This is a genomic window from Xanthomonas sp. fls2-241-TYG-148, assembly GCF_030208815.1.
In the GTDB taxonomy this organism is placed as follows: Bacteria; Pseudomonadota; Gammaproteobacteria; order Xanthomonadales; family Xanthomonadaceae; genus Xanthomonas; species Xanthomonas campestris.
This window is the reverse complement of sequence record NZ_JARVTE010000001.1, coordinates 40,387-58,018: the sequence shown is the minus strand read 5'-3', so window position 1 is coordinate 58,018 and position 17,632 is coordinate 40,387. Positions and strand designations below refer to the sequence as shown.

Annotated in this window: 12 protein-coding genes and 1 pseudogene; 6 read left to right on the top strand and 7 right to left on the bottom strand. The window is 63.5% G+C overall.

The window, feature by feature from the left end; translation table 11 throughout:
• Positions 1 to 77: 77 nt before the first annotated feature.
• From QRM60_RS00185 to QRM60_RS21455, 4 genes and pseudogenes are all read right to left on the bottom strand, one after another.
• A complete protein-coding gene (locus QRM60_RS00185; protein ID WP_285445338.1) occupies positions 78 to 1,106 on the bottom strand; it encodes a DUF1176 domain-containing protein in 1,029 nt (342 codons plus the stop codon).
• 89 nt (positions 1,107 to 1,195) lie between these two features.
• Positions 1,196 to 2,458 (bottom strand): acyltransferase family protein, encoded by a 1,263-nt coding sequence (locus tag QRM60_RS00180; RefSeq protein WP_285445337.1) that lies wholly within the window; start codon positions 2,456 to 2,458, stop codon positions 1,196 to 1,198.
• Between the two features lie 233 nt (positions 2,459 to 2,691).
• Positions 2,692 to 2,880 carry a hypothetical protein gene (locus QRM60_RS21460; protein WP_343237639.1) on the bottom strand — a complete coding sequence of 63 codons (189 nt, stop codon included), beginning with the start codon at positions 2,878 to 2,880 and terminating at the stop codon, positions 2,692 to 2,694.
• Positions 2,823 to 3,764 (bottom strand): annotated as a pseudogene (locus tag QRM60_RS21455) (acyltransferase). Before QRM60_RS21455 ends, QRM60_RS21460 begins: the two are co-directional and overlap by 58 nt.
• Positions 3,765 to 4,044: 280 nt before the next feature.
• Between QRM60_RS21455 and QRM60_RS00165 the strand changes: the two are divergent.
• The 5 genes from QRM60_RS00165 to QRM60_RS00145 all read left to right on the top strand — a co-directional run bounded on the left by QRM60_RS00165 (position 4,045) and on the right by QRM60_RS00145 (position 11,264).
• On the top strand, positions 4,045 to 4,893 hold the full coding sequence (locus QRM60_RS00165; protein ID WP_225041607.1) for a LytTR family DNA-binding domain-containing protein: 849 nt from the start codon (positions 4,045 to 4,047) through the stop codon (positions 4,891 to 4,893).
• Between the two features lie 73 nt (positions 4,894 to 4,966).
• Positions 4,967 to 6,092 (top strand): peptide chain release factor 2 gene (gene prfB / locus QRM60_RS00160; RefSeq protein ID WP_100097357.1). Its coding sequence is split into 2 segments (ribosomal slippage): positions 4,967 to 5,041 and positions 5,043 to 6,092, totalling 1,125 coding nucleotides; the frame shifts between segments, so codons are not numbered across the junction.
• A gap of 211 nt (positions 6,093 to 6,303) precedes the next feature.
• Positions 6,304 to 7,821 carry a lysine--tRNA ligase gene (lysS, locus tag QRM60_RS00155; RefSeq protein ID WP_057672586.1) on the top strand — a complete coding sequence of 506 codons (1,518 nt, stop codon included), beginning with the start codon at positions 6,304 to 6,306 and terminating at the stop codon, positions 7,819 to 7,821.
• Between the two features lie 138 nt (positions 7,822 to 7,959).
• Complete coding sequence (locus QRM60_RS00150) at positions 7,960 to 9,096, top strand: two-component system response regulator (protein WP_011037024.1); 1,137 nt, start codon at positions 7,960 to 7,962, stop codon at positions 9,094 to 9,096.
• A 2-nt stretch (positions 9,097 to 9,098) separates the two neighbouring features.
• Entirely contained in the window at positions 9,099 to 11,264 is a 2,166-nt protein-coding gene (locus QRM60_RS00145; protein ID WP_285445334.1) for an ATP-binding protein, read from the top strand.
• A gap of 57 nt (positions 11,265 to 11,321) precedes the next feature.
• On the opposite strand, the gene QRM60_RS00140 is transcribed toward QRM60_RS00145, so the two are convergent.
• Both QRM60_RS00140 and QRM60_RS00135 read right to left on the bottom strand, forming a co-directional pair.
• Positions 11,322 to 12,188, bottom strand: coding sequence for a crotonase/enoyl-CoA hydratase family protein (locus QRM60_RS00140; RefSeq protein ID WP_042598991.1), 867 nt, complete (start codon positions 12,186 to 12,188; stop codon positions 11,322 to 11,324).
• A 177-nt stretch (positions 12,189 to 12,365) separates the two neighbouring features.
• Positions 12,366 to 14,048, bottom strand: coding sequence for a long-chain fatty acid--CoA ligase (locus QRM60_RS00135; protein WP_285445333.1), 1,683 nt, complete (start codon positions 14,046 to 14,048; stop codon positions 12,366 to 12,368).
• A 97-nt stretch (positions 14,049 to 14,145) separates the two neighbouring features.
• Between QRM60_RS00135 and QRM60_RS00130 the strand changes: the two genes are divergently transcribed.
• Positions 14,146 to 14,592, top strand: coding sequence for a nuclear transport factor 2 family protein (locus QRM60_RS00130; RefSeq protein WP_161962666.1), 447 nt, complete (start codon positions 14,146 to 14,148; stop codon positions 14,590 to 14,592).
• Between the two features lie 181 nt (positions 14,593 to 14,773).
• Here QRM60_RS00130 and acnA read toward each other — a convergent pair whose 3' ends face one another.
• Positions 14,774 to 17,542, bottom strand: a complete 2,769-nt coding sequence (gene acnA, locus QRM60_RS00125) for an aconitate hydratase AcnA (protein ID WP_285445332.1) — start codon at positions 17,540 to 17,542, stop codon at positions 14,774 to 14,776.
• Positions 17,543 to 17,632: the final 90 nt, after the last annotated feature.

Here is a 17,632-nt window from a genome sequence, read left to right as displayed (position 1 = left end):
CCGGGCATAGGCCTGGTGCGGTCTGCCGTGCTGCAGACCGCGCCGTTGACGATGCGCCGGCCGGGTGATCGCGCCAGTTATTGTTTGACGTCGGCCACCACGGTTGGCAGCTCCCAGGCGCCGCCGGCGGCGACCAGCCGGCACAGGCCGGAGGTGGACTTGGAGGTCAGCACGAACCGGCGGCCATCCCAGGTCCACGCCGCCTGGCTGTAGCAGTCGCCCAGGCCGCGGCCCTTCTGCGACTCCAGGATGGTGGCGCCATCCAGATCGCTGGCGTGCAATGTCACCAGGGTTGGGGCGAACGGTGCGCGCGCATTGACGACCCAGAAGCCGGTGCCGATGTTGTAGGCGCCCATCCAGCAATCGGTGGAGACCAGCAGCTTGTCGTTGGTCAGGCGCGTGACGTTCAGCGGTTCCGACGCATCGCTGGCGTCGAGCCCCTTGCACTCCTCATCGGCAGGAAGGGTGGCGCGCAGCGCCTGATACAGCGCCGGCAGCGTGCCCAGGCGTGCGTCGCCTGCCTGCGCTGCGGCGAGCTTGGCCGCGCGGACCTGGGGTGCCAGCAACGGCGGCAGCACGGCGGTTTCGTCGCGGTCGCCCTTGCGCACCAGTGCCCCGCGCGTGCCGATCCGGCCCTGGAATTCGTCCATTTTCAGCAGCACCGCGGCCGCGCCGCGATCGGACAACTGCCAGCGCCGGCCATCGTTGCCGACCGCCACGATCTTGCTGCTGCGTGGCAACGCCGCCAGCAGTGCACCGACCTGCGCACTGGTCAGCACCGCAGTGCCGCGCTTGCCATCCAGCGCCAGCTTGCCCTGGTCGCGCTGATCGATCTGCAGGCTAAGCGAGGCCGGCATCTTGACCTCGTCGTACTGCCCCAGCATCAGCTCCGCCGTCACCGCGTGGCCGGCACCGGCCTTGCGGGTGAGCAACACCGAAACCGGCGGGTCGCTGTCATCGGCCTGGTAGCCGGCAGCGCGGCAAGTACGGGTGTTGTCGCAGGCGATGGTCCAGTCGTCGTGACTGAAATCGACGCTGGTGGCCGGTGCGGCGAGCGCGGCGACAGGCGAGAGCAACAACAGAGCGGTACACAGGGAAGGGCGCATCGATGATCTTCAACAACAGGAACGGACGCGCATCTTGCGTGCCGCCGGCAGCTGCCGTCCATCCCGCGGCGGAGCACGGTTGGCGCGGGTTAGGACAACACGCGGCGTTGATCGCATTGCCTAGGCTCGCCTGGGTGCTCAGCAGCCGCAGAGACAGCCGTGCCCACAGCGGGCGCGGCGCGGGGACGCGCCGGCACGCCGAACAACGGACGCAGCCAACGCAGGCGGCGGATGACCAGCTCATGCAGCAACAGGCATCCGGCCACGGTCGCCGCCAGCACCAGGGCCGGCTCCAGCCACGCACCGAGTTTGAACGGCGCCAGCCAGTACAACGCGACGATGATCAGGCTCTGATGCAGGATGTACCAGGGAAACACGGCCTCGGTGCAGTACGGCAACCAGGCGAACGGGCGGTTGAGGCGATGCCGCGCCCAGCCCAGCAAAGCGAGCAAGGCCAGCCATGTATAGGCAGCGCGCGCGAGGCGCTCGATCGTCCCCAGCGGCAGCGCGGCCAGCGCGGTTTGCAAGCCGGCCGGCAGTAGCGATTGGGCGCCCGCCCGCAAGGTCAGCTCCACCGTGATTGCCAGCGCCGCGCTCGCCAAGGTGAGCCAGCGCAGCTGCACCGCCCAGCGCCAAAAGCGCGCGTTATGCGCCAGCAGATAGCCCAGCAGGAACAACGGGAACGATTCGGCATGCACGAACCAGTCGCCGACCAAGGCGTGGGTGGGCGGGTAGCGCGGCAGCACCCACAGCACACAGATGCTTTCCCACAGGATGGGCAGCAGCAAGAGTGTCGGTACCAGCACGGCGGCGGGCAGCCGTGGCAGTGCCAGCGTCGGCAGTGCGCGGGCCAGCGCCATTAGCGCCAGGAGCAACAGCGTGTACGGCAGCAAGTAGGCCAGATACCACAGATGGTTCCAGGTGATGCCGTGCTCCCAGCCATCGAAGCTGCCGGCCGGCCAGGGACGCACCTGCCAATAGCGCAGCAGGAAGGCGCCAAAGCCCGGGCTGACCTTTCCATTCGTCACGCCCTGGCAGTACGCCTGCACCGCCACCACCACGAACATGCCGAACAGCAATGGAGGCAATAACCGGCCGCAGCGTCGCCATGCGAACTGCCACGGCGCGCGTTCCGCATGCGCCAGTCCGATCGCAATGCCGGAGATCATGAACAGCAGCGGCATGCGCCAGCGGTTGAGAACGATCATCGGCGCCTGCAACCACTCGGCGGTATAGGCACTCTTGAGGTGGAACTCCCAGCCGGCCACGTAGGCCATGCCCACGTGATAGAGGATCAGCAGGGCGAAGGCGAAGACGCGCAAGGCATCGATATCGTGGCGGCGCTCGTTCATGGTCGTGTCGTTGGAAGGCGTGCCCGCATCCTCGGCAATCCGGCCCCATACAGCTGCGCCAAGGGAGCAATGCCGTCACTGTGTGACCAGTTGCGGTCCCACGGGGACGAACAGGTGACGGCAAGCGGGCGATTGGCCCGAGATGCGCGAATAGTTTCATCCGAGCGAAGGCCGGCTCTGGCGTCGCTACGTCGCCGTCTCTTTCTTTATGACGGGAGCCGCGCGCAGCCTTGTCATCGCTGGCAGGCCAAAAGCGGCCGTAGCCAGCGCTGCCTGCGGATGACCTCGTAGCCCGCCAGGCACAGCGCGGCGGTCGCGACGATCAGCGTCGCACTCTCGACCAGTTGCGGCAGTGCCCGCGGCTTCAGGGAATGCGCCAGGACCAGGATGATGGTCTGATGCAGCACATAGACCGGAAACACGGCAGCGGTGAGATAACGCAAGGCGGCGCCGTCTGCATGACGGAAACGGTAGCCAAAGCCCAGGATGGCGGCAATCGCGCACCACTGGTCGACCGCCCACAGCACCCGCAAGAGCAGGCGCAGCGTGGTGGGCGCAGGTGCGCGTCATCGTAAATGGAGAAATACCAGGTCTGGATCATCAACGCATAGCTGCAAACGGCCAGCAGCAGTGCCACCCAGCGCAGGCGTTGCAGCGACTCCCAGACGCTGGTCATTGGCGCAATCAGCACTCCGATCAGGAAGATCGGCAGGTACTGCGCGTGGTTGTACCAATCGTCGAACAGCCAATGGGTCTGCTCGAAGCGAGCCACCAGCAGCAGACGTGCCAGCGCCAGGAGCGTCACCGGTAACAACAACACCCGCCAGCCCCGAACTGCCCGCGCGGTCCATGCGCGTATCCGCACCATCGCGTCGGCAGGAGGCAGGCGCCAAAGGAACCAGGCCACCAGCGTGTAAGCCCACAGGTAAGGCAGGAACCACAGATGGTTCCAGGTCGGCAGGCGCAGACAGTCGCCGTCGGCGCCACAGAATCCTTGGTAGGCGCTCAGATACTTTGCATAAAACGCCAGGTAGCCCTCCTGGTAGCCGCCGGGTCATTGTTCCACCACTTGATAATAGGACTGTGGCGGCACGATCACGGCCATGCCGAACAACAGCGGCAGCAGCAACTGGCGCGATCGTCGATATAGCAAGCCCTCCGGCCTGCGCAGCATGAACGCTGTGGCGACACCGGAAATCAGGAACAGCAGCGACATCCGCCACGAGCTGCTGAGCAGCATGAGCGGCTCCAGCATCAGCTGGGTGGTGGGACTTTTGACGTGCCAGTCCCAGGTCACGTAGGACATGCCGACGTGGTAAAGCACCAGCAGGCCAAACGCGATGACGCGCAGCCAGTCCAGATCGTGACGCCTTTGCATTGGCTGCCTCTGCCATCGCCGATGGGGGCCAACTACATGGGATGGCGCTGCAGGCGCCCAGCGGATAGGGGCGACATCGGGAGATTCAGGGACGAATGGCGTCTGCAGTGGGGGCGACCGGCCGTGCGAGCCCTAGAATATGGGGATGAGCACTGACCCCGCCCGCACGACCCTGGAGCGCTTTCTGCCGTGGCAGCGCAGCGCAGGCATGTTCTTCTGGCTACTGGTGGTGGTGGTCAACGCCAGCGGCAACGCGGTGACCGAGTTGATGGATCGCCGGCGCGCCGGGCTGCCGATCCAGAGCTGGGAACCCTGGGTCTGGGAGCTGTCCAGCGGCCTGGTCTGGCTGTTGATGCTCGTCCCCGTCATTGGCTGGTTCACGCGCAAGCTGCCGTTGCATCTGGATACCTGGTGGCGCCGGCTGCCCTGGTATCTGTTGGTCAGCGTGGCAGTCTCGGTGGTGCACGTCCTGACGATGGTCGGGCTACGCATGCTGGCCTATCGGCTGCTGGGCGAGCATTACGAGTTCGGCGCGTGGCCGCAGGAACTGGTCTACGAATATCTCAAGGACGTGCGCACCTTCGCGATCATCGTCGCGTGCATGCACGGCTACCGGTTTCTGTTGCGGCGCTTGCAGGGCGAAGTACGGCTGCTGGCTGCGCCCGACGAAGGCGCGCCGGTGGAGTCGCTCGAGCGCCCGGGACGCTTTCTGGTGCGTAAGTTGGGGCGCGATTTCCTGGTCGCCGCCGCCGATATTGAATGGCTGCAGGCGTCCGGCAATTACGTCAATCTGCATGTGCGCGGGCACGATTATCCGCTGCGCAGCACGATGACGGCGATCGAGGCGAAGCTCGACCCGGCCGTGTTCGTGCGGATCCATCGCAGCTACATCGTCAACCTGGGCTGCGTGGTTTCGATCGAGCCGCTGGACGCCGGCGAGGCGCGCGTGCACCTGTCCGGCAATGGCCCGCTGCCGTGCAGCCGTCGTTACCTGGCGTCGCTGCGGCGGGCCGCCGGCCATGCCGAGGCGCCAGCGGTGCCGGTTGTGCCGGGCTGAACTGGATGGCCACCGCGTTCCGCCGTCGCCGCCCGCTTGCTAAACTACCGGGCTTGTTTGCCGGAAGTCCGTCATGATCGAAACCAATCCGATCCGCCAGCGCATCACCGATCTCAACGATCGCGTGCTCTCGCTCAGGGGGTATCTTTGACTACGACGTCAAGAAAGAGCGTCTAGAGGAAGTCAGCCGGGAGCTTGAAAGCCCCGATGTCTGGAACGACGCCGAGCGCGCCCAGGCGCTGGGACGCGAGCGCTCCATGCTGGAAAAGACCGTCATCGGCATCGCCGATGTGCTGGCCGGCCTCACCGATGCCGGCGAGTTGCTGGACCTGGCCGAGAGCGAGCAGGACGAAGACACCGCCGTGGCGGTGATCGCCGACCTGGACAAGTACCAGGCACACGTCGAAAAGCTGGAATTCCAGCGCATGTTCTCCGGGCAGATGGACGGCGCCAACGCGTTCGTCGACATCCAGGCCGGCGCCGGCGGTACCGAAGCCCAGGACTGGGCGGAAATCCTGCTGCGCATGTATCTGCGCTGGGCCGAATCGCGCGGCTGGAAGACCGAGCTGATGGAAGTCTCCGGCGGCGAAGTGGCGGGCATCAAATCGGCCACGATCCGCATCGAAGGCGAGTACGCCTATGGCTGGTTGAAGACCGAGATCGGCGTGCACCGGCTGGTGCGCAAGTCGCCGTTCGATTCGGACAACCGCCGGCATACCAGTTTCACCTCGGTGTTCGTGTCGCCGGAAGTGGACGACAACATCGAAATCGACATCAATCCGGCCGACCTGCGTACCGACGTGTACCGCTCCTCCGGCGCCGGCGGCCAGCACGTCAACAAGACCGAGTCGGCGGTGCGTATCACGCACATCCCGACCAATACCGTGGTCGCCTGCCAGACCGGCCGCAGCCAGCACCAGAACCGCGACAACGCGATGAAGATGCTGGCCGCCAAGTTGTACGAGCTGGAAGTGCAGAAGCGCAACGTCGAGCGCGATGCGCTGGAAGCGACCAAGTCCGACATCGGCTGGGGCAGCCAGATCCGTAACTACGTGCTCGACCAGAGCCGCATCAAGGATCTGCGCACCGGCATCGAACGCAGCGACACCCAGAAGGTGCTCGATGGCGATCTGGACGAATTCGTCGAAGCCAGCCTCAAGGCCGGCCTGGCGGCGGGCTCCAAACGCCTGGATGCCTGAGTGCGGTGCGCCAGTGCGGCGGTAACGTCGCACCGGCGCACTGCAGCACTGCGGATACCGCGTTGCTCGCCAGCGACGCCTTGCCATCTCACACCACGCGACACCGCTACGCGATCGTTCCATTGCGCTGCACCGTCGCAGCGGCGCCGGCCCCACTGGCGCCTTACCCCCACCGGGCCCGTGCCCGACCCATTGCAGATCGATTCCCGCCATGACCGAACAGACCCCCACGCCGCAGCTCCCCGCCGACGAGAACAGCCTCATCGCCGAGCGGCGCGCGAAACTGGGCGCGTTGCGCGGCCAGGGCATCGCCTATCCGAACGATTTCGTGCGCACCCACTTTGCCGGCGACCTGCAGGCCGAGTTCGCCGATGCCGAAACCTGGACTGCCGAAGCGCTGGAAGCGGCCGACCGCAGCGTCAAGCTGGCGGGCCGGTTGATGGCCAAGCGGGTGATGGGCAAGGCCAGCTTCGCGCAGATCCAGGACGAGTCCGGGCGCGTGCAGTTGTTCCTGCAGGGCAATGTGCTGGGCGATGCCTACACCGCCTTCAAGGGTTGGGACGTGGGCGACATCGTGGCGGTGGAGGGCGGGCTGACCCGTACCAAGACCGGCGAGCTGTCGGTCAAGGCCAGTGCGCTGCGTTTGCTGACCAAGTCGCTGCGTCCGCTGCCGGACAAGTGGCACGGCCTGTCGGACGTGGAGCAGCGCTATCGCCAGCGCTATGTTGACCTGATCGTGACCCCGGAAGCGCGCGAGGTCTTCATCAAGCGCTCCAAGATCATCCGCGCCATCCGCGCCTGGCTGGACGCGCGCCGCTTCCTGGAAGTGGAAACGCCGATGATGCATTACATCCCCGGCGGCGCCACTGCCAAGCCGTTCACCACCCACCACAACGCGCTGGATCTGGACCTGTACCTGCGCGTGGCCCCGGAGCTGTATCTCAAGCGGCTGGTGGTCGGTGGGCTGGAGCGCGTCTACGAGATCAACCGCAATTTCCGCAACGAAGGCGTGTCGACCCGGCACAACCCCGAATTCACCATGCTTGAGCTCTACGAGGCCTATGCCACGTACCACGAGATCATGGACCTGACCGAACAGGTGATCCGCGACACCGCCCAGAGCGTGCTCGGCACCACCCAGGTCAGCTGGGACGGTGCCGACATTGATTTGGCGCCGGCTTTCCGACGCTGGCGCATGGATGAGGCGGTGCGCCACCACAACCCGGAGATCAGCGCAGCCGATTGCACCGACCGCGCCGCGCTGCTGCGCCATTGCGAGCGGCTCAAGATCAAGGTCAAGCCGTCCTACGGCTGGGGCAAGCTGCTGCTGGAAATCTTCGAAGCCACCGTCGAACACACGCTGGTGCAGCCGACTTTCATCACCGACCACCCGGTCGAGGTGTCGCCGCTGGCACGCGCCAGCGACACCGAGCCGGGGTATACCGACCGCTTCGAGCTCTTCATCAATGGCAAGGAGCTGGCCAACGGGTTCTCGGAGCTCAACGACCCGGAAGACCAGGCGGCGCGTTTCCAGGCCCAGGTGCAGGCGAAGGATGGCGGCGACGACGAAGCGATGCATTACGACGCCGACTACATCCGTGCCCTGGAGTACGGAATGGCGCCGACCGGTGGGCTGGGCATCGGTATCGATCGGCTGGTGATGCTGCTGACCGGCAGTACCTCCATTCGCGACGTGCTGCTGTTCCCCTACATGCGCCCGGAAGCCTGATTTTTTTGTGCCGCCGCGTGCCGACGGCACAGATACTGCATATGCTAGGGCGGAGCTTCGGTCACGGTGTGGCCGGAGGAGTCGGTTCAGGGACCGACGTCGTCGCTTTCCCGTTCTCGAACGAGAGGAGAAACGGTTATGCAGGATGTTTTAGGGAATCCGGCGGGTGTATCTTCGGCGGAGACATGGGGAAGCTGGTCGGAAAAGGCGGATCTGGGATTGAACATCGTCATTGTCGATGACCAGATGTCCGCGCGGACAATGCTGCGTCATGTCATCGAAGACATCGCGCCGGAGTTGAAGGTCTACGATTTCGGCGATCCGCTGGACGCGCTGTCCTGGTGCGAAGCTGGTCGCGTGGATCTGTTGCTGCTCGATTACCGGATGCCGGGCATGGACGGGCTGGAATTCGCGCGGCGGCTGCGCCGTTTGCCGAGCCACCGCGACATTCCGATCATCCTGATCACCATCGTCGGCGACGAGCCGATCCGCCAGGCGGCGCTGGAAGCGGGCGTGATCGATTTCCTGGTCAAGCCGATCCGGCCGCGCGAACTGCGCGCCCGCTGCTCGAACCTGTTGCAGTTGCGCCAGCAGAGCGAGAGCGTCAAGCAACGTGCGCTGTCGCTGGAGCAACGCCTGCTTGCGAGCATGAACGAGGTGGAAGAGCGCGAACGCGAAACGCTTTCGCGCCTGGCACGTGCTATCGAATACCGCGACGGCGGCACCAGTGCCTTCCTGGAGCGGATGTCGCACGTGGCCGGCCTGGTGGCCGAGCAGCTGGGCTTGTCGGAAGAAGAAGTGCGCATCATCGAGATGGCCGCGCCACTGCACGACATGGGCAAGATCGCCATTCCCGATTCGGTGCTGCTCAAGCCGGGCAAGCTCACCGAAGACGAAATGAACGTGATGAAGCGCCACCCGCGCATCGGCTATGAGCTGCTCAGCGGCAGCCAGAACCGCTTCATCCAGGTGGGCGCGCTGATCGCGCTGCGCCATCACGAGCGTTACGATGGCAGCGGTTATCCCGACGGCCTGGTGGGCGAAGCGATACCGCTGGAAGCACGCATCGTGGCAGTGGCCGACGTCTTCGACGCACTGCTCTCGGCACGGCCTTACAAGGAAGCATGGACGATGGATGCAGCACTAGCCTACCTGTACGCCCAACGCGGTCGGCTGTTCGACCCGCGCTGCGTGGACGCACTGCTGCGCGGGCGCGCGCAACTGGAGCAGATCTGCGGACAGTTCTCCACCGCATCGGCGCGTCCTGGGGTTTGAGGATGTTGGCCTTACTCAGCGAGGTGCGTAGCAGGCTTGCGCAGCGCCAGGACAGTGAACATGGTCAGGCGTTGATCCGCATTGCCATGGTGGCGCTGATTCTGACCTACGAGGTGCTGTTCGCCAGTCGCTGGGCATTGCCGTCAACGCAACTTTTTTACGTCGTCGGTCTGACCCTGCTCAGTCAGGCCTTGGCGCTGATGATCTTTACCTGGATCGTACTGAAGCCGGAGCGTTCGCACCCGCGGCGCGTCATCGGCATGCTGGCGGACTACGGGCTGATGTCGATGGCCATGAGTGCCATTGGCGAGCCGATGGCGTGCATCTACGTCGTGGTGATGTGGGTAACCATCGGCAACGGTCTGCGCTTTGGCAATCGCTATCTCTATCTTGCGGTCGTCATGGCGATGCTGAGTTTTGGCATTACGCTGGCGACTAATGCCTACTGGAAGCGCAACTTCGGTTTGGGTATTGGCTTGTGGCTTGGACTTGCCGCCATTCCGCTATACCTGTCCGGCCTCCTCAGCAAGCTGACGCGTGCTACCGCAGAAGCGCGGCGCGCCAGTGAAGCGAAAAGTCGCTTTCTGGCAAACATGAGCCACGAGTTCCGGACCCCGCTCAACGGGCTTTCGGGCATGACAGAGGTTTTGGCAACCACTCGTCTGGATGCCGAGCAACGGGAGTGCTTGAACACAATTCAGGCGTCTGCCCGGAGTTTGCTTTCATTGGTGGAAGAGGTCCTGGACATCTCTGCCATCGAAGCGGGCAAAGTCCGGGTCGAGCATCGGGATTTCGCGCTTAGGGATCTTCTCGGCACTATTGATTTGATTCTTCAGCCGCAGGCAAGGGTCAAGGGTCTGGACTATGCGGTGGCCATTGCCCCCGATGTGCCCGATCTCTTGCAGGGCGATGCAGGACATCTTCGTCAGATCCTGTTGAATTTGACTGGCAATGCGGTCAAGTTCACCGATAGAGGGCATATCGACGTCACGATCGGGGTCGTCGAGCGTTCCACACCGGACAAGGTGCGCTTGCGTTTTGATGTGATCGATACGGGTATCGGGGTTCCACTCGATATGCAGCCGCGCTTGTTCGAGGCCTTCGAGCAAGCCGATAACAGTTTGGCGCGACGTTTTGAGGGCAGTGGCCTTGGCACTACGATCGCCAAAGGACTGGTCGAATCGATGGGCGGCGAAATCGGTTTTGTAGAGAATCCGAGTGGTGGCAGTCGCTTCTGGTTCGAATTGCCGTTCGACCTAGCGAGCGAGTTGGCTGCTGTCAGGACGGTAAAAGACAACGCCGCACCCGGAGATACTGGCAACGTCATCGCGTTTACCGACCCGTTCCTGCGTCACCGGGCGCGCGTTCGAACATTGCAGATCCTGGTGGCGGACGACCATGCGGCCAACCGGATGGTGTTGCAGCGGCTATTGCAAAAAGCCGGTCACAAGGTGACTTGCGTCAATGGCGGCGAGCAAGTGCTGGATGCCCTTTCTGAGGCCGACTTCGACGTGGCCATTGTCGACCTGCATATGCCTGGCGTCAGTGGTTTGGATTTGCTGAAGCAATTACGTGTCATGCAGGCAGGATCCCAACCTAGAACCCCGGTTGTTGTCTTGAGTGCAGATGTAACGCCGGAGGCAATTCGCAACTGCGAGCAAGCGGGCGCTTATGCTTTTCTGGCCAAGCCGGTTGTTGCGGTAAAGCTGCTGGACACGCTTGCCGAAATTGCAGTGAATGGAAAATTGCCGCAGGCGAATGTGATGCCTGTACGTCTCGGCGTGGCGCCGGATGGAGTTCTCGACGGCACTGTGCTCGACGAGTTGGCGTCTCTCGGCATGGGGGCGAATTTCGAGAAGGAGTTTATCCGCCAATGTTTGAGTGATGCCGAATCCTGTATCGCTGCGATGACCATCGATGCGCAGGCGGACGATTGGGGGCAGTTGCGTGAGCATGCTCATGCGACGAAGGGCGTTGCCAGCAATCTTGGTCTGGTGACGTTGGCCGAGCAGGGTGGTGAGTTGATGGACATGTCCGATGCGCAGATCATGACCGAATGGCAGATGCGTGTGGCTCAGCTGCAACGCAGTCTGCAGTTGGGTCGTGCCGCGCTTGAATCGCGCGCTAAAGAACGTTTCGGAAAAGATTCCGGAGAAGACGCGTCGTGACCAGAAGCCCGGCGGTACGCCGGGCCTGATCCCCCTGATGGCATGCTGTCATGCTAATCAGGCAATTCCCTTTGCAGCTCGGCGCGTTTGCGCTTTTACCAGACGGTCCATCGTCTTGAGTGACTTTTCGCCCAGCTCCAACGCAGCATCGACCCAGACCTCGGTGACCGCCATCAATTCTGCATGTGTGACTGGATTGCACAGTTCTCTTGCGCGATTCATCGCAAGGTACGACTGGGGGGTGCGTTGCTGCCTGGTAATCAAGTCGTGGGTTGCCTGAATGCCTTTTCCGCGTGGTACGAGAATGTCGACGACTCCCATGGCATGCATTTCTTCGCTGCTGTAGACGCGCCCATCGAGAATGATGCGCTCGGCTAATTGAGGCGATACCCGCCTTGACAAGAACGAGTAGGCGCCCATGCCGGGAAACAATCCGAAGAGGACTTCGGGGAGCCCCATGCCAATGCCTTCCTCCGCAATAATGGTGTGACACGACAATGCCATTTCCAGGCCACCACCAAGTGCGTCGCCTTGTAAAAGGGCAATGGTTCTGAAGTTGCCGGACAGCCCACGATGAAACGCAAACACACCGCGGACGCAACTTTCCGCATAGTGCAAAAGGCTTTGTCTGTCGCGTGCACGAATCAGCTGGCTGAATAAATCCAGGTCACCGCCGAGGTTGAAAGCGTTCGCATCGGAGGCAAGAACAAGGCTCCGCAAGCGATTGGATTCGTGCTTTGAGAAGTGGGAAATAGAGTCCAGGTCGTTGTGCATCTCCGTCATCAACTGAGGGCGGAAGCAGGGCCTGACGCCACTGGATGCATCAGCGTGCATGAACAGCCAATGTGCTGCATCGTCATGGCTGGAGTGCGTGCGGATCGTGGATTGAGTAGTTTGAACCTGTAGGGTTTCGATCATGCTCATGAGCTTGTCTCGAGGAGATCGCCCGCGGATGATGTGGCGCAGCGGGCGGTGCGGGCTCCACGAAGCGATCCTACACCGGCCCTATATGTTTGAACGCAAAGGGCTTTCCCGTTGACGGGAAAGCCCTTGAGTCAAGCATTGGTTTATCGTTTTAGTTTATATGCCGAAGATCGACGATTAACCCTTGGCCGCATCCCGCAATTCGCGACGCAGGATCTTGCCGACGTTGGTTTTCGGCAATTCCTTGCGGAACTCGATCACGCGCGGCTGCTTGTAGCCGGTCAGGTTGGTGCGGCAGTGCGCCTTTACGTCCTCGGCGGTCAGGGCCTGGTCTTTCTTGACGATCACCACCTTGACGATTTCGCCGGACTTTTCATCCGGCACGCCGACTGCGGCCACTTCGAGCACGCCCGGCATCGTCGCGATGACGTCTTCGATCTCGTTGGGGTACACGTTGAAGCCGGACACCAGAATCATGTCCTTCTTGCGGTCGACGATATAGACGAAGCCACGTTCGTCCATACGCGCGATGTCGCCGGTGTGCAGCCAGCCTTCGGCGTCCATGACCTTGGCGGTCTCGTCGGCCTTCTTCCAATAGCCCTTCATCACCTGCGGGCCCTTGATGCACAGCTCGCCGATCTCGCCCAGCGCCAGCACCTTGCCATCGTCGTCCTTGATGCAGGCATCGGTAGACGGAATCGGCAGGCCGATCGAGCCGTTGTAATCGACCAGATCCATCGGGTTGATGCAGGCAGCGGGCGAGGTCTCGGTCAGGCCGTAAGCCTCGACCAGAGTCAGGGCGGTGACCTGCTTCCAGCGTTCGGCGACCGAGCGCTGTACTGCCATGCCGCCGCCGAGGGTCATCTTCAACGACGAAAAGTCGATCTGATCGAAGCCGGGCGTATTGAGCAGGCCATTGAACAGCGTGTTGACGCCGGTAAACGCGGTGAAGCGGGTCTTCTTGAGTTCCTTGACGAAGCCCGGCATGTCGCGCGGGTTGCTGATCAGGTGATTGCAGCCGCCGATCTTCATGAAGACCAGGCCGTTCGCCGTCAACGCGAAGATGTGATACAGCGGCAACGCGGTGATCACCACCTCGTGGCCTTCTTCCAGCTTGCCGGTGCCGGCCAGCCACTGGTGCGCCTGCTGCATGTTGGCGACCAGGTTGCGGTGGGTCAGCATCGCGCCCTTGGCCACGCCGGTGGTGCCGCCGGTGTACTGCAAAAAGGCGATGTCGTCCGGCTCGATCTGCAGGGTCGGGACGCGGTGCTTGCGGCCCAGTGCCAGCGCGTCGCGGAAGCGGATCGCGCCGTTGATGCGGTACTCCGGCACCAGCTTCTTGACGTACTTGACGACAAAGTTGACCAGTGCGGCTTTCGGGAACCCGAGCATGTCGCCCAGGCCGGTGGTGATGACCTGCTTGACCTGCGTGTCGGCGATCACCTGCTGCACGGTGGTGCCGAAGTTGTCGATGACCACCAGCACGCTGGCGCCCGAGTCGATCAACTGGTGCTTGAGCTCGCGCGGGGTGTAGAGCGGGTTGACGTTCACCACGGTCAAACCGGCGCGCAGGATGCCGAAGGTGGCAATCGGGTATTGCAGGCAGTTGGGCATCATCAAGGCGACGCGGTCGCCTTTTTTCAGCTGCAACTCGCCGAGCAGATAGGCCGCGAACTGGTCGACCAGCTGATCTGCTTCGCGGTAGGTAATGGTCTTGCCGAAGCTGTGATACGCGGGACGATCAGCGAAGCGCGCCACCGATGTGGCGAAAACCTCCGCCACGGTGCGGAACTGCTCCAGATCGATCTCCGCGGCCACTCCGGCCGGATAACTTTGCAACCAAGGACGTGCCTGACTCATCTGCCCCCCCTCCAGGGTATTCGTTGATGGCGTGCCATGTTCCACGGCGCCACAGCAACTGGCAGCATACCGTCATGGATGGAAAAGGCGAAGCGTGATGCGCAGCAGCATTTTGAGGTGGCAGGTCGGGCTAGTCGCGTTCTGCGTGCTGCTGCTGGCCGGCTGCGCGAAGCCGGGCCCGGAGCAGCGGCTGCGTGCCACGGTGGAGCAGATGCGCGCGGCGATCGAAGCACGCGATGCGCGCCAGGCGATGGCGCCGGTGGCAGAGGATTTTGTCGGCGAGCACGGCATGGACGCGGCCGGGGCGCGGCGCCTGCTGCAACTGCAGCTGCTGGGTCATCAAGCGATCGGCGTCACCGTTGGGCCGGTGGACGTGCAGATGCAGGGCAGTACGGCAACCGTGCGCTTCAGCGTGTTGCTGACCGGCGGCGGCGGACGCTGGCTGCCTGGTCAGGCGCAGCACTATCAGGTCACCACCGGCTGGCGGCTGCGTGGCAGCGACTGGGAGCTGTACCACGCGCAGTGGACGGCGGGTGGCGGGTAGGGCAGGTCCCAATATCAGCGAGCGCGACCATGTGGGCGTAGTGCTCTGCGTGCGCTCTTCTTGGTTTAGTGCTGTTTCACCGCCATCAGGCGATTCCCAGCCACGCTTGCGAGACATCCGTTGGCCAAAAACGACACTCCCGCCGGGCGGCGGGAGTGTCGGGAACATCAGTTCAGTGCGATCAGGCTGCCTTGCGGGCGGCCAGTTGGCGCAGCACGTACTGCAGCAGGCCGCCGTGCTTGAAGTACTCCACTTCCTTCGGCGTCAGCAGCAGCACCTTGACCTGGAACTGCTTGACGCTGCCATCGGACTTCTTCGCATCGATGGTGGCGCGACGGCTGGCGCCGTCCTGCAGGCCGGTGATGTCCAGCACCTCGGAGCCATCCAGGCCCAGCGTCTGCGCATTTTCGCCTTCCAGGAACTGCAGTGGCAGCACGCCCATGCCGACAAGGTTGGAGCGGTGGATGCGCTCGAAGCTTTCGGCGACCACGGCCTTGACGCCCAGCAGGTTGGTGCCCTTGGCGGCCCAATCCCGCGAGGAGCCGGTGCCGTATTCCTTGCCGGCCAGCACCACCAGCGGCACGCCATCGGCCTTGTACTTCATTGCCGCGTCATAGATGGCAAGCTTCTCGGGCGCCGCGCCGTCCTTGCCGAAATACAGCGTGTTGCCGCCTTCCTCGCCACCGAACATCAGGTTCTTGATGCGGATATTGGCGAAGGTGCCGCGCACCATCACATCGTCGTTGCCGCGCCGGCTGCCGTAGCTGTTGAAGTCGGCCGGCTGTACGCCGCGCTCCTGCAGGAAACGGCCCGCGGGCGAATCCTTCTTGATGTTGCCGGCCGGGGAGATGTGGTCGGTGGTGATCGAGTCGCCGAACAGTCCCATGATGCGCGCGCCATGCACGTCGTCGACGTGGCCCACCTGCATCGTCATGCCTTCGAAGTAGGGCGGGTTCTTGATGTAGGTGGACGCGGCATCCCATTCGTACAGCGCGCCATCCGGCGAGGCGATGGTGTTCCAGCGCGTATCGCCCTTGAACACATCGGCGTAGTTCTGCTTGAACATTTCCGGGCCGACGGTGGCGGCGATGGTGTCACCGATTTCCTTGTTGCTCGGCCAGATGTCGCGCAGGTACACCGGCTGACCGTCGCTGCCGGTGCCGAGCGGGTCGCGGGTGAGGTCGATGTCGGTGGTGCCGGCGATCGCATACGCCACCACCAGCGGCGGCGAGGCGAGGTAGTTCATCTTGACCTCGGGATGCACGCGGCCTTCGAAGTTGCGGTTGCCAGACAACACCGAAGTCACCACCAGGTCATCCTTGGCAATCGCCGCCGAGACGTCTTCCGGCAGCGGGCCGGAGTTGCCGATGCAGGTCGTGCAGCCGTAGCCCACCACGTAGAAGCCGAGTTTTTCCAGGTCGGCCAGCACGCCGGCCTTGGTCAGATAGTCGGTGACCACGCGCGAGCCCGGCCCAAGCGAGGTCTTCACCCAGGGCTGCGCCTTCAAGCCCTTGGCCGCGGCATTGCGGGCCAGCAGGCCAGCGCCCAGCATCACTGCCGGGTTGGAGGTGTTGGTGCACGAGGTGATCGCAGCGATCACCACCGAGCCATCGCGCAGCTGCCAGCCCGCACCGCTATCGCCAGCGCTTTCGGCCTGCGAGGCCTTGGCGCCCACTGCGGTACCGCCGCCGCCTTCGTTCTTGAGCCGGTCTTCCTGCTTGGTATCGGCCAGGCGCTTGCTGCGCGCCTCGGCGAACGGCTTGAGGCTTTCGCGGTAGTTGGATTGCATGTCTTCCAGCAGCACGCGGTCCTGCGGGCGCTTGGGGCCGGCCAGCGACGGTTTGACGTCGCCCATGTCCAGCTCCAGCGTGGCGCTGTACTGCGCATGCGGGGTGTCGGCGTCATGCCACAGGCCCTGTGCCTTGGCGTAGGCCTCCACCAGTGCAATCTGCTCCTCGCTGCGGCCGGACAGGCGCAGGTAGGTCAGCGATTCGTTATCAACCGGGAAGATGCCGCAGGTGGCACCGTATTCCGGCGCCATGTTGCCGATGGTGGCGCGGTCGGCCAGCGGCAGGTGCTGCAGGCCTTCACCGTAGAACTCCACGAACTTGCCCACCACCCCGTGCTTGCGCAGCATCTGGGTGACCGTGAGTACCAGGTCGGTGGCGGTGGCGCCTTCGGGCAGCTTGCCGGTGAGCTTGAAGCCCACCACCTGCGGAATCAGCATGGAGGAAGGCTGGCCGAGCATCGCCGCTTCCGCCTCGATGCCACCCACGCCCCAGCCCAGCACGCCGATACCGTTGATCATGGTGGTATGGCTGTCGGTGCCGAACACGGTGTCCGGATAGGCGATCTGGGTGCCGTCCTTGTCCGCGCTCATCACCACGCGTGCCAGATTCTCCAGGTTCACCTGGTGGACGATGCCGGTGTTGGGCGGCACCACCTTGAAGTTGTCGAAGGCCTTCTGGCCCCAGCGCAGGAAGCCGTAGCGCTCCTGGTTACGCTGGAATTCGATCTTGCCGTTGAGGTCCAGCGCCTCGGGCTTACCGAACACGTCCACCTGCACCGAGTGGTCGATGACCAGTTCGGAGGGAATCTGCGGGTTGATCTGGTCGGCATTGCCACCGAGCTTGACCACCGCATCGCGCATCGCGGCCAGGTCGACCACGCAGGGCACGCCGGTGAAGTCCTGCAGCACCACGCGCGCCGGCATGAAGGCGATTTCGATATCGGGTTCGGCGGCCGGGTCCCACTTGGCGACCGCTTCGATGTGGTCCTTGCCGACGGTGACGCCACCGTCTTCATGCCGGAGCAGGTTCTCCAGCAGGATCTTCATCGAGTAGGGCAGGCGGGCGACATCGAAGCGCTCGCCCAGTTTGGGCAGGCTGTAGTAGTTGTAGCGCTGGCCGTTGACCTCTAGCGAGGTACGGGTGGAAAAGGAATCGCTCATGCATCACTCCTATGGCTTGCAGGCTTTAGGCTCGGCCACAGTGTGACCGATTCAGTGTGTACGCCCGGTTTGTGCACACCGGTATGTGGC